10 protein-coding genes are annotated in these 12,189 nt (G+C 50.9%); 4 read left to right on the top strand and 6 right to left on the bottom strand.

Going from position 1 to position 12,189, the window contains the following annotated elements; all coding sequences use genetic code 11:
• Positions 1–83 precede the first annotated feature (83 nt).
• Together AC01YT_RS02505 and AC01YT_RS02500 are read left to right on the top strand one after the other, a co-directional pair.
• On the top strand, positions 84–1,085 hold the full coding sequence (locus AC01YT_RS02505; RefSeq protein ID WP_476672641.1) for a phosphatase PAP2 family protein: 1,002 nt from the start codon (positions 84–86) through the stop codon (positions 1,083–1,085).
• Between the two features lie 3 nt (positions 1,086–1,088).
• Complete coding sequence (locus AC01YT_RS02500; protein ID WP_476672640.1) at positions 1,089–1,319, top strand: YtxH domain-containing protein; 231 nt, start codon at positions 1,089–1,091, stop codon at positions 1,317–1,319.
• 17 nt (positions 1,320–1,336) lie between these two features.
• Here AC01YT_RS02500 and AC01YT_RS02495 read toward each other — a convergent pair whose 3' ends face one another.
• Genes AC01YT_RS02495 through AC01YT_RS02475 form a run of 5 tightly spaced genes read right to left on the bottom strand, consistent with a single transcriptional unit; the run spans position 1,337 to position 7,073 of the window.
• Entirely contained in the window at positions 1,337–3,346 is a 2,010-nt protein-coding gene (locus tag AC01YT_RS02495) for a hypothetical protein (RefSeq protein WP_476672639.1), read from the bottom strand.
• Positions 3,347–3,363: 17 nt separating this feature from the next.
• Complete coding sequence (locus tag AC01YT_RS02490) at positions 3,364–4,017, bottom strand: MBL fold metallo-hydrolase (protein WP_476672638.1); 654 nt, start codon at positions 4,015–4,017, stop codon at positions 3,364–3,366.
• A 4-nt stretch (positions 4,018–4,021) separates the two neighbouring features.
• The gene (locus AC01YT_RS02485; protein WP_476672637.1) at positions 4,022–5,182 is read right to left on the bottom strand and encodes an MFS transporter; all 1,161 of its coding nucleotides are present in this window, start codon (positions 5,180–5,182) and stop codon (positions 4,022–4,024) included.
• Positions 5,179–5,943 (bottom strand): alpha/beta hydrolase, encoded by a 765-nt coding sequence (locus tag AC01YT_RS02480; RefSeq protein WP_476672636.1) that lies wholly within the window; start codon positions 5,941–5,943, stop codon positions 5,179–5,181. The genes AC01YT_RS02485 and AC01YT_RS02480 overlap by 4 nt, the downstream gene beginning before the upstream one ends.
• A 20-nt stretch (positions 5,944–5,963) precedes the next feature.
• Entirely contained in the window at positions 5,964–7,073 is a 1,110-nt protein-coding gene (locus tag AC01YT_RS02475) for a M24 family metallopeptidase (protein ID WP_476672635.1), read from the bottom strand.
• Between the two features lie 112 nt (positions 7,074–7,185).
• Between AC01YT_RS02475 and AC01YT_RS02470 the strand changes: the two genes are divergently transcribed.
• A complete protein-coding gene (locus tag AC01YT_RS02470; protein WP_476672634.1) occupies positions 7,186–8,115 on the top strand; it encodes an NAD-dependent epimerase/dehydratase family protein in 930 nt (309 codons plus the stop codon).
• Positions 8,112–9,563, top strand: a complete 1,452-nt coding sequence (locus AC01YT_RS02465) for a DUF3536 domain-containing protein (protein WP_476672633.1) — start codon at positions 8,112–8,114, stop codon at positions 9,561–9,563. The genes AC01YT_RS02470 and AC01YT_RS02465 overlap by 4 nt, the downstream gene beginning before the upstream one ends.
• An 18-nt stretch (positions 9,564–9,581) precedes the next feature.
• Here the strand turns inward: AC01YT_RS02465 and mutS are convergent, their stop codons facing one another.
• Positions 9,582–12,161: a DNA mismatch repair protein MutS gene (gene mutS, locus AC01YT_RS02460; RefSeq protein WP_476672632.1), complete on the bottom strand. Its 2,580-nt coding sequence runs from the start codon at positions 12,159–12,161 to the stop codon at positions 9,582–9,584.
• Positions 12,162–12,189 lie beyond the last annotated feature (28 nt).

Below are 12,189 nucleotides of genomic sequence, written 5' to 3'. Positions count from 1 at the left end.
ATTGTCCATAATTTGAGTGTACAATATTTAGAGTACGTTCGTCAATTACCTAGGAAGAAAATCCCACCAGAGGTATCCAGATTATGAACCAAGTCACTTGGGTGGTCGCTTTCCAAAGTTTAGGAACATGGCTGAACCCCTGGATGACATTTTTTTCGACCCTAGGCACTGAGCAGTTTTATTTGCTGGTCATGCCCCTGATTTTCTGGTGTGTGGATGCCGGTATTGGGCTGCGATTCGCGTTGTTATTGCTACTGAGTGGAGCGTTTAATACGTATTTCAAATTTTTATTTCATGCGCCGCGACCTTTTTGGGTGGATCCCCGCGTTCAAGCCTTGGCTGTGGAGACTTCCTTTGGTATTCCCTCAGGACATGCGCAAAACGCTGCCTGCCTGTGGGGATTCGGGACGACGCTGATCAAGTCCAAAAGTTTGAAGTGGCTCATGAGCCTAGTCATTATTTTGATCGGACTTTCACGCGTATATTTAGGGGTTCACTTTGTGGGGGATGTGATTGTGGGGTGGTTAATCGGCGCTGTTTTATTGGTTGGGTTCCTGTGGCTTGAACCGCGCATTTTGCGTTGGTGGCAAAGATTAAGGTTAAGTACCCAATTATTCTGGGTCGTGTTGTCTTCGGGATTAATTTTGGTGTTGGGATGGAGCATAACTATTGTTTATCGGTCTTGGGTGATACCCTCCGAGTGGGTGGCTGTAGCACAAAGCAAGATCGGATTAATCCGCCTCGAACCTTTTTCGCTTTCTGGCCTGGTGACCGTTGCCGGGACATGGTTAGGGGCATTAGGGGGATGGATTATCTTCAACCATCACTGGCAAGGTTACCCCATAGGCGGCACGGTGATCCAGCGCGCCCTCCGTTATGTTCTGGGAATTGCGGGAATAGGGCTGTTTTACGTTGGGCTGGGCCTGATTTTTGATCAATTTCTGGCCAGTCTGGGTGTGAGCGAGGGGAGCTTTATCGCAATGGGTTTGCGGTACTTGAGATATGTCATAATAGGAGCATGGGTTACCGCAGGGGCTCCATGGGTATTTAAGGTCTTGGGTTTATATAGCAGCAAAGGAGGATAAGCCATGCGCCAAATTGGACGTTTCTTAATGGGCCTATTGATCGGCTGGTTTGTGGGTAGTCTTGTCGGTTTACTTCTGGCGCCGGAACCAGGCTTAAACACACAGCAGCGAATCGTCCAGGCTTATCAAAAGTTTCTGAGCGATATTCGCGAGGCGGCTAGTACACGCCGACGTGAGCTAGAACAGGAATTAGAACGATTGCGCAAAGGGGGGAGCACCCAAAGCACACCCTAAAGGGGCTCCCCAAAATCTCAATGCTGTTCCACCGATAAGCGATAAGCAGCGGGTTGGCGCGTGAAGCGAGTGGTGCCGCTGATGACCAAGGTGGCCGTTTCGCGTTCATTCAAGGTGAATTCAAAGGTTGCTCTTTGGTGCTCATCCGTAGTAAGAGGTTGAAGAATGGTCCTTTGACCTTGCCGAATCAGGGTAAGGCGAAAGGTTTGAGGCAATCGGTTCTGAATCCGCACAAACCCCTCGGCTTGCCATCCGCCATCATCGCGTTCAAAATCGCTGAAGTAACCAATAGCGGGGATAGCAATATCATCGAGCAAGAAGCCCTCGCCGTTGACCGCGGCATCGGTCACATACTCAAAGCGCAAGGTGACTCGTTTACCGGCAAATGGGGTTAAATCCACCTTCTCCTGGATATATCCCTGGCTTTTTCCGTTATAGCCACAGCCATAGGAATTGCCTGATGGATCATCAGTAGTACATGAGGGGGTGGTCAGAATCCGCCACTCTTCACCGTTTTCGGAAGCGAGCAAATACACGTAATCGTAATCCTTCTCAAGGTCATACCAGGTCCAGTACGTCAGGGTAATGGGGCCCTGCACGCTGGTAAAGTCAAAAGTTTGGGTCAGGGTCATATCGGATTCATCGCCCTTGTTCGACCAAAATGCATAATGGCCGGAGTGGGCTCCAACAGGTAGAACGCCGACTTCCTGATTGCCTTCAAAGCGCAGGCGCAAGCGTCCCGGACAGGTGATTTGGATGTAGTCAGCACCATATTGGTTAACGGTACCGGTTATTTCTTCGGGAGCGCACTGTTGGAGAGTCTCGGTGGGGGTGAAAATAGGCGGGGTTTCGTACCGATAATAGGTAAATCGCCCATCCCCTAAGGAGGGATTTTGTAAGTAATTGGTTATGGTCCAATCTACGAAGACGTCGTCTGCTGTATAGGGTTGACCGGTTATTGGATCAAGCGCTCCCAGTTCGGTAAGTACCGCATCTAAACTATCCATGCCGTTATCAGGATGGGCAACCAAAGCCTGGGTGGCGCGTTCACCGAAGCGGTCTAAAAAGTAAGCCACAAATAAGAAAGACGCGCCGTAATGGGGCGTTGTGGCATCCGGATCATTAGGCCAATCGTTAAGTTGGAGATCAGGATCTTGGGCAAAGAGGTAGTCAAATCCACCGGGATCATAACCGTTCAAGAAAGCTGCCAGTTCTGAAAACCCCTCATTGAGCCAGGATTCTTCGTTGCGATCGCGGTACCAGTGAATCATGTGCTGGAATTCGTGCGCCAACACCCCGTGGGTATACGGATCATCCAATGGGGTATTATCAGCGTTGACAATAAACATTTCGTGTGCGTTGGAATATTCCTGGGCTAGTGGGTGGACCGAATCCGATGATGAAAAATAGGCGGCAACAGAATTGCCCAGGTTGGAGGCATAGAGTATATAGATGTGTGGGTCATTATCTATCCCTGGGTTCCATTCACTCCCGAAAAACTCGCGCGTTGTGGGGTAGATATGATCGCAAAATGTTTCGGCCAGGTCTTGTAAATCTGATTCGCGGTACTCAATACCTTCTTCGATCCAAAAATAGGCGCAGTTGGCCACATAGGCAAGATGAGCCGTGATACTGAAATTTTGGTTGGTATCTACATTGGCAACCCAAAATTGTTCACGATCTCCTTGGCGATAGGGCTTGGCTGGCTGGACGGAAGGGATAAAACGCTTGCCTTCCAGGCGGCGAGCCAAGTCATTCAGGTTACGGTTGGGTACGATGGTGTTACGCAGACGTTCAAGAGTTTCAGATGCGCCATCGAGATTAAAATTGGCCAACGTTGGGTGTGGGGTGATGGTGTTACGTGCTGGTGGCGGTGTTTCATAGTGGATAATTGGCGTGGGAGTGTACGAGGAGGAGGGCGAAAGGAACAAAAGGGCACTCCCTGCACCTATAGCAATCAGGCTCAGGCAACAGCATGACACAACGAGTAAAATGGCAATGATGATCCAACCGGGGATTCGATTCATAGGATCCTCCAATACCTCTAAATTGAATTCTTGGATACGTTTTTACCAAGCCAAGGGTTGTTATAGCGTTCCTCGCCGACAGACGTTGCAGGGCCATGTCCGGGGAATAAGCGGGTTTGATTGGGGAGTGAAAAGATGTGGTGAGTAATGCTATGGGTAAGCTGATCAAAATCACCGCCTGGCAAGTCGGTGCGGCCAATACCGTGATAAAAGATCAAATCGCCACAAAAGGCAAGTTCCATCGTGGGGATATAAAAGATCACGTGTCCTGGTGAGTGCCCAGGCGTGTGAAGCACTTGAATCAGGGTGCTACCCAGTTGGAGCGTTTGCTTATGGTCAAAATTCAGGCTGGGGGTAACCTGCATGGTTAGGGTCCAACCGAACCAAGGTGCACCGCCTTGGGCTTGCCAGAGGGGAAAGTCATCGGGATGAAGGCCAATCATGAGGTCAGGGATCTGATCGGAAAGGGTTTGAACGCCGGCGATGTGATCAAAGTGGGCATGAGTGATCCAGATTTGCGATAAGTGAAGGTTTTCTTGTTGTAGAACCACAAAAATTTTTTCGCATTCGAAAGAGGGATCAATGATAACCGCTTCGCGTGTAGTGGGTTCGATCAATAGATAAGTGTTATTACCAAGTGGTCCTAAGGTGAATTCACGAATCGATAACATGGGTTTAATCCTCCCCCTGATTAGTTACCAGCGTTGGGGCGGGACGATAGCGTTCAGTAGCACCTAAACGATGACTGATAAAGAGTGTGCCGATTCCCAGCATTAGCGCAACCCAGTAAACTGAGAGAGGAGAACGTTGGTAAAGCCATCCGGCCAACCCAGCGCTAACCATAATCCCCAATGCATTAACGGTTTCGATCAAGCCAAAAGCGGAACCCACTTGCCAATCATTTATCAGAGAACGTGCCCAGGCTAAGATCATAGCCCGATAAAACCTGAAACCTCCCAAGAGGAAGTAACCCACACCAAACCACCAGGGGGAGCGACCCAACCAAATTAAGAGCACGAAAAGCATACCAGTTGTCAATCCGACATTAGCCCCTGACATGGGTTGGAGGTGACCAAAGAGCAGGGCTAAAACCGTTGTTCCCAGGCTACAAAGGCTTCCGAAAAGGCCTATCTGTTCCATGGTAACGTGATGGTAAGCGGTTAGAAAATTGGGTGTAAGGGGCTGGGCAAGGTATAAGGCGAAGATCCCAAGTGCATTAAACCCTAATAAGGCAAGAAAGTGACGGTTTAGGGGCAGGTTGCGCAGCGAGGCGGGCATTGGTGCTGGTTGGGTGGGTACAATAGGACGAACGAAAAGAACCAGCAAGGTTGAAATTACAAAGGTGACAAAGCCCAATAAATATATATGGCGTAGTCCCCAGCTCTGTGCTATGAATCCACCGACCATGGGTCCAAGCGCGGCACCTAGGGTAAAACTGGCCGAAGCCACACTCAGCGCCCGGGCTGGCGTCCAAGTGCCGCGTGCGGCAGTGATATATGTGTTCATCGGTGCCAATACGGATGAGGTAAGGCCGTAGATGACCAAGCCGGTTACGAAGCCGGTTAGGGTGTGGGCAGAAGCCATGAGCGCAGCGGCAAGCGTGCCTATGATCCATGAAAACCACATCAGTGGGCGCGGCCCAAATCGGTCTGTTAGATAACCGGCGGGAAGTTGTGTGAGCGCCATGGCGAGTCCCCAAGCGCCTAAAATTCCCCCGATGGCTACCGGTGTGGCGCCAAGCGTTTCCATATAGAGGGTTTGAAAAAACGTGAAAGCTCCCTCGCCAATTCCCCAAGCAAATAAAGAAATGACCACCAAAGCCAAATCACGCGTCATGAGGATGTCCCAACAACCGAAAAAGTTTTTAGGAAGGCAGCAATTTCGTGGAAAACAATGGGGTGATCAGTGTCGCAGGTGATGACATGACCGCTGTTTTCGAGCCAGATGAGTTTCTTCTCGGGGGTCTCAAGATGCTCATAGATGCGAATAGCGTTTTCGGGAGAAACTGCACGATCTTGTCGTGAATGAATGAGCAGTACCGGTATGCGAATAAGGGGAAGTTCCTGGCGCATTTTTGCAAGCAAGCTCATTAGCTGTTCAATACCAGCGGTAGGATAAGCAGGATATTCGCGATGACCTTTAGCCAGGGCAGGATTATGCCAATCCGGCGTACCTTTGGGCACCGTGGGAAGAAGATGCTTCAGCCATCGAATAAAGCGCAGGCGCCAATCGTGCGGAAGGTCATAGGGTGTTGAAAGGCCTACAGTACCGTGGAGCGGATAGTTTGCGGCAGCCAGCAGTGCCAGCACGCCGCCCATTGAAAGCCCGATGGCAAAAACTTGATCGTAGTTGGCGTGGAGCAAGGCTAGACCATCCTCGACGCTGGCTAGCCAGTCCTCCCAGCGACAACGCATCAAATCTTCTAGACGTGTTGCATGTCCCGCCAAACGAATACCCAGAACGGTGTAATTGAGATCGGCCAGGTATTCCCCCAATTTTCGCATTTCCTTGGGGGTGCCAGTGAATCCATGGATCAGCAAACAGGCCGTGCGACCACGGGGGAAAAAGAAGGGTTGAGCCTCGGACATCAGGACCATAGAGACGTCTTCCTTTGCAGTTATGCAAGGAGATTTATTAGGTCGCGTGGAAAGTCGGTGAGGGTTAAACAACCCTCCTCGGTTACTACGACGTTATCCTCGATGCGTATTCCTCCCAAACCGGGGAAGTAAAGCCCGGGTTCAATGGTGAAAACCATGCCAGGGGCTAGAGCCAAGGTGCTTTCGGCATATATATAGGGGGGCTCGTGGGCTTCTAGCCCAATGCCGTGACCGGTGCGGTGGGTGAAAAAGTCTCCGTATCCGGCTCGCGTGATAACACCCCGTGCCGTACGGTCAACTTCGCCAGCAGGGATGCCGGAGCGGACGCTTGAACGGGTGGTTTGATTCGCCTTGAGGACAATTTCGTGGGCAATTTTGAGATCAGGGGGAATTTCTCCCAGAGCAAAAACCCGAGTCAGGTCGGCGCAATACCCATTCCAGGTAGCTCCCCAGTCAATCAATACGATATCCCCGGGTTGGAGAATACGTTCCCCGGGCACAGCATGGGGATTGGCGGAATTGGGTCCGCTGGCAACAATGGGATCAAAAGGCAGATTGGGATCAGAACCGGCGTGCAAGAGTTGAATGTGCAGTTCGCCGGCAATATCGCGTTCGGTCACCCCTGGGCGAATGATCGGCAGGGTTGCCTGAAGAGCGTTTTGTGCAACTTCGACCGCCTTGCGTAGATAAGAGATTTCAGCCTGGGTTTTGCGAATGCGAAGATCGGCTAGCAGGTTTTCTGCGGAGACAAAGGTAGCGGCGGGCAGTGCGGTATGAAGTAAGTCGAGTTCAAGGAATCGCATGCGGGTGGGTTCAACCCCAATGCGGCAGGGTTTCCCTACTAAGGGTTGAACGGCTTGCTTGAAGGCTATTTCCCATTGGGTAGGGTCGTCTGGATAGGGGAAAGGTTGAAGGGGTAAAGCGCTGTCTTTCAAGTTGGACATTTCAAAGGCCGGCAAAATCAAGCGAGGTGGTTCCCCTGGTGTGAGGAGCAAGGCCATAGGGCGTTCGAAAAGGTGCATTTTGAGACCAGTGAGATAAAAAAAGTTAGGCCCTGGCACGATAACCAGAGCATCCAGACCAGCGGAATGAAGACGTTGGTATAAGTCGGTCATGATTGTGGTTATCACAGTTAAGACCTCCCAGGCCGATTATAACGCAAACCTCGTCCTTCTCTTTGAGAAGGGATACAGGTGTCCGCCTTAAGATATTAGGACATTCAGAGTTATAATAATACTGAATATGATCCTGGTGACGGGTGCAACGGGGTTCGTCGGTCAGGCGTTGGTGCGACATTTGGTGTCACGACGGCGTCCGTTGCGTTTGCTTTTAAGGCCAGGGGGCAAACCTTTCCGTCTGCCCAAGGGAGTTGTGATAGACGTCGCGGTTTGTGATTTGGGAGACGAACGGGCATTGGCGGCTGCGCTGCGAGGGGTGACACATGTGGTGCATTTGATTGGCGCCGAACGAGAAAGCAGTCGGGCATCATTTGAACGCGTGGATGTTCGGGCAACGCGCGCCCTGGCTGAAGCAGCCGCCAAAGCCAAAGTGCAACGTTTTGTGTATCTTAGCCATTTGGGGGCAGATCGGGCATCGGCTTTTCCCCTACTTAAAGCCAAGGGGATCGCTGAAGCCCTAATCATGAACAGTGGTGTGCCATTTACCATTATCCGTTCGGCAGTAGCTTATGGTCCAGGCGATCAGTTTGTCACTGGGTTAGCCACTCTTTTACGACGAACGCCGGGGATTTTTTTGATGCCTGGCGATGGTTCGATGTTGATGCAACCCATTTGGATTGGTGATCTCGTGGAAGCCCTGGATATAGCCTTGACATATCCTCCTTTGGAGAATCAAGTAGTCTCGATAGGCGGTCCCGAGTACCTTTCACTGCGTCAGATGGTGGATGTGCTTATGACAGCCCTGCATTTAAAGCGTTGGATCATCCATATGCCATTGGGAAATCTTAAAATACTGGCTTTGATCCTGGATCAATGGCGTGGTTTTCCGATGCCCATTTACTGGTTGGATTATTTGTCCACAGATCGTACCGCCTCCCTGGAAAACCTTCCGCGGATCTTTGGTATCATCCCGGCTCGTTTTCACCAACAAATTGGATTCTTGAGTGGGTTAAAGAACTCCTCCCCAGGACGATTAGGAGTACAGGAAGCATGACAACCCTTCAAGCGTTCTGTATTCATGGGCATTTTTACCAACCCCCTCGTGAGGATCCTATTACCGGAGAAGTCCCAGAAGAGAGCGGAGCAGCACCATTTCGTAATTGGAACGAACGCATTCATGCCCATTGTTATCGGCCCAATGCTGAATTGGGTAATTTCGGGCGAATCTCGTTTGATTTTGGTCCGACTCTACTTAATTGGATGAGCAGTTATGACCCGATCACGCTGGCGAAAATCGTATCACAAGAGCGCTGGCACTATCGGCAGCGAGGGGTGGGCAATGGATTAGCCCAGCCGTATTTTCATGTCATTTTGCCCCTATTACCGTGGCATGATCGAAAGACCCAAATTCTATGGGGATTGCGGGCGTTTGAACGTCGCTTTGGTCATACCGCCAGCGGAATATGGCTACCTGAGACAGCCGTGGATGAGGATACACTGGCTTTGTGTGCGGAATTAGGGGTTCAATTCACCATTTTAGCTCCCTGGCAAGCCGCAGACTCCGGTTTGGACGTAACTCAGCCTTATTGGTGGGAAGGCTCCAAGCAGCGCCTTGCTCTTTTCTTCTATCATCCTGATTTGAGTATGCGGGTTAGTTTTGATCCCGAGTCAACCTCGAATGCGGATCGTTTTCGTACTTTGGTGATGGAAGCCGCTGCTTACGGAGAGGGTCACGAGCGTTTGATCCTGATCGCCTCCGACGGTGAGGTATATGGCCATCACCAGCCCTTCCGGGATCATTTTTTGGCCCATTTGACCGAGACACAGGACGGCCTCTTGAAAAGGACCTATTTGGGAGAATGGTTAAAGGATCATCCACCCCGGCACAAGGTTGTCATACGATCGGCTACGTCATGGAGCTGTGGTCATCACCTTGCCCGATGGTCTCAAGGTTGCGATTGTACGCCCCAGAGTGAGTGGAAAGCCCCGTTTTGGGAAGCATTACACCGTTTAGGTGAGCAGCTAGATGGCTTATACATGCAAGTCTTAAGGCGCTATCTTCACCATCCCTGGGTGTTGGTTTGGCGCTACATTGACGTGTTGCTCGGACGCATTTCCCTAAGTGACTTGTTCTTTCAATTGAGTGGAGAGGTCCCCAAGGAACGGGTGTTACGTCAGGTGGATTATCTACTGCGAGCACAACTCAACAAACAGCGCATGTACACCTCATGTGGTTGGTTTTTTGAGGATTTTGGCCGCCCCGAACCCCAAATCAATGTGCGTTATGCGGCGCAGGCTGTATGGTGGAATACCCTGGCTACCGGTGTTGATTTATTTACTGAAACGGCGAATGCGTTGGCACGGGTGCGGAGTAATACGACATCTCTGAATGCTGCCGATGTTTTTACCACCCATTATGCTTATGCAGCACAGGCGCCGTTTCCGTTAGTTGAATTCTACCAGCCAGCTCGGTCAGTCACTGTTCGCCTGACTAACCATTGATGAATGTTCCCCTTACACTCATTTTGAGTCTAAATATTTTTTCTGCCACTCATAGAGTTTGTTGAGGGCTTCTAAGGGGGTGAGTACGTTCAGATCGAGGCTTTTCAGTTCTTCGAGTAAGGGGTTGGTCTCAGGGAAGAGGGTTAATTGCTGAGGGAGAGCAGGATTGAAAGATACCGCTCGTCCTGATGTGCGTTCCAGTTGTTCTAGAATTTCGCTGGCGCGTTGAATCACTGGGCGGGGTAAGCCGGCCAATTGAGCCACATGAATACCATAAGAACGATCTGCTCCCCCAGGGACGATCTTGTGCAAGAAAATTACACGGTTTTCAGCCTCGGTTACGGCCACATTGTAATTGCGCACACCGGGGAGGAGATCAGCTAATTGAGTTAACTCGTGGTAGTGGGTGGCAAAGAGCGTTCTTGGACGTAGCCGCGGATGATTATGTAAGTACTCGATGACAGCCCAAGCAATAGAAAGCCCATCGTAGGTAGAGGTACCACGTCCGATCTCATCCAGGATCAATAAACTGCGTTGGGTGGCATGGTTGAGGATGTTGGCCGTTTCGGTCATTTCCACCATAAATGTGGATTGACCGGCAAAAATTTCATCCTGGGCGCCTATGCGGGTAAAAATGCGATCCACACACCCGATGTGGGCGGAGGCGGCAGGGACAAAGGAACCAATCTGCGCCATCAGCACAATCAGGGCAACCTGGCGCAGAAAGGTAGACTTGCCGCTCATATTTGGACCGGTGATGATACGGATGACCTCACCCTCTTCAAAAACGCAATCATTGGGCACAAACCGTTCACCCTTAAGCATTTTTTCCACCACCGGATGGCGCCCCTCACGAATATCCAGTGTCAGGTCATCGGTAATTTCGGGGCGGGTATAGCCATTTAGTGCGGCGGCCTCTGCCAGGGCGGCATAAACGTCCAATTCAGCCAAAGTCTGAGCAGTCTCCAAGAGATGCTGACTGACGGCTATGACTTCTTGGCACAATTCTTTGAAAAGGCGAGTTTCGATCTCACGGATACGGTCTTCAGCATTTAGGATGAGAGCCTCATATTCTTTCATCTCCGGGGTGATAAACCGCTCCGCGTTGACCAGAGTTTGCTTGCGGATGTATTCTGGAGGCGCTTGCGAGGCAAGAGCGCGTGAAATCTCAATGTAATACCCAAATACTTTGTTGTAACCTACCTTGAGTGTTTTAATGCCAGTACGTTCGCGTTCGGCAGACTCTAGATTGGCAATCCAATCGCGCGCATGTTGAGAGGCTTGGATGATCTGATCTAATTCCGCCGAATATCCGGGGCGAAAAATGCCAGTGGTTTGAAGGGTCGCGGGTGGTTCATCAACCAAAGCCTCTTCTAATCTCTCATACAAGGCGGATTCTAAGTGAAGATGATCGAACACCATCTGGAGGGGTACAGGCAGCGCTCCCTCAAAAAGGCTATGTACTGCGGGCAGTCCACGCAAGATACTGCGCAAATTTGCTAAATCCCGTGGTCCAGCATGACCGGCAACGACACGATTGGTAAGCCGCTCCAGATCGCCCAAACCCTTTAATCGAGATCGCAATTCGGCGCGCAACATGCCCTGGGTGAAGAAAAAGGCAACGATGTCCTGGCGCTGGCGAATGGCTTCAGGGTTGATGAGAGGTTTACTTAGCCATTGGCGGAGTAAGCGCCGGCCCATGGGGGTAATGGTGTAGTCCAATACACTCAATAGTGACCCTTGGGTTTCGCCCTGGCGCATTGTTTCAGTGAGTTCTAAACTGCGCCGGGTATTGGCATCTAAAAGCATAAAATCTGAGGAAGTGTAAGTAGAAAGGCTAGTGAGCAGTTTTAGGGCATTGGGTTGGGTTTCTTGCAGGTATTGAAGAATAGCGCCGGCGGCACCGATGGCCAGAGGCTTTTTGGTGAGACCGTAGCCATCTAGCACAGCGACCCCGAAGTGATTCTTCAATACTTCCTGACAGCGTGCGGTTTCAAAGCGCCACGCAGGGAGTAGCGTAAGGTGATTGGGGATGATCTCACCGAAAGTGGCCTGGTGTTCAGGCAACAAGGTCTCAGCCGGTTGGATGCGGGTAAGTTCGGCGCGAAGCAGGGTTTCTAAATGCTCACCGCTCAACTCGGTGGCGCGGAATTCGCCCGTGGTAATATCTACATATGCGATACCGGCAGCGTTGTCCTGAGCAATGAGTGCGGCAAGGTAGTTATTGTAATCGGTTTTAAGTAAGGTGGGCTCAACGACTGTGCCCGGGGTTACCACCCGCACGACTTGGCGTGGAAATAAGCCGCGAGTGGGCTGATCGCCCACTTGCTCACAAATCGCAACGTGATAACCTTTTTCAATCAAACGGGAGAGGTAATTTTCAACGGCGTGATAGGGGATGCCAGCCATGGGCACGCGTACCCCTTTGGCCACATTTCGTGAGGTAAGCACGATATCGAGTTCGCGGGCCGTGATTTCAGCATCCTCATCGAAGGTCTCGTAAAAATCACCCAGGCGGAAGAATAAAATAGCGTGTGGGTATTGGCGCTTTATTTCGAGGTACTGCTGACGAATGGGTGAGACGTCCTCTTGGCTCATGGTTATCATTCTATGAACTTCAAAGGTT

The organism is Thermanaerothrix sp., assembly GCF_056331585.1.
The sequence above is the reverse complement of the archived record's forward strand: the minus strand, read 5'-3'. Positions and strand labels throughout refer to the sequence as shown.

Excerpts from the sequence above, each read along its gene's own strand:
- AC01YT_RS02505 (WP_476672641.1), top strand. The coding sequence starts at position 84 with ATGAACCAAGTCACTTGGGTGGTCGCTTTCCAAAGTTTAGGAACATGG.
- AC01YT_RS02500 (WP_476672640.1), top strand. The coding sequence starts at position 1,089 with ATGCGCCAAATTGGACGTTTCTTAATGGGCCTATTGATCGGCTGGTTT.
- AC01YT_RS02495 (WP_476672639.1), bottom strand. The coding sequence starts at position 3,346 with ATGAATCGAATCCCCGGTTGGATCATCATTGCCATTTTACTCGTTGTG.
- AC01YT_RS02490 (WP_476672638.1), bottom strand. The coding sequence starts at position 4,017 with ATGTTATCGATTCGTGAATTCACCTTAGGACCACTTGGTAATAACACT.
- AC01YT_RS02485 (WP_476672637.1), bottom strand. The coding sequence starts at position 5,182 with ATGACGCGTGATTTGGCTTTGGTGGTCATTTCTTTATTTGCTTGGGGA.
- AC01YT_RS02480 (WP_476672636.1), bottom strand. The coding sequence starts at position 5,943 with ATGGTCCTGATGTCCGAGGCTCAACCCTTCTTTTTCCCCCGTGGTCGC.
- AC01YT_RS02470 (WP_476672634.1), top strand. The coding sequence starts at position 7,186 with ATGATCCTGGTGACGGGTGCAACGGGGTTCGTCGGTCAGGCGTTGGTG.
- AC01YT_RS02465 (WP_476672633.1), top strand. The coding sequence starts at position 8,112 with ATGACAACCCTTCAAGCGTTCTGTATTCATGGGCATTTTTACCAACCC.
- mutS (WP_476672632.1), bottom strand. The coding sequence starts at position 12,161 with ATGAGCCAAGAGGACGTCTCACCCATTCGTCAGCAGTACCTCGAAATA.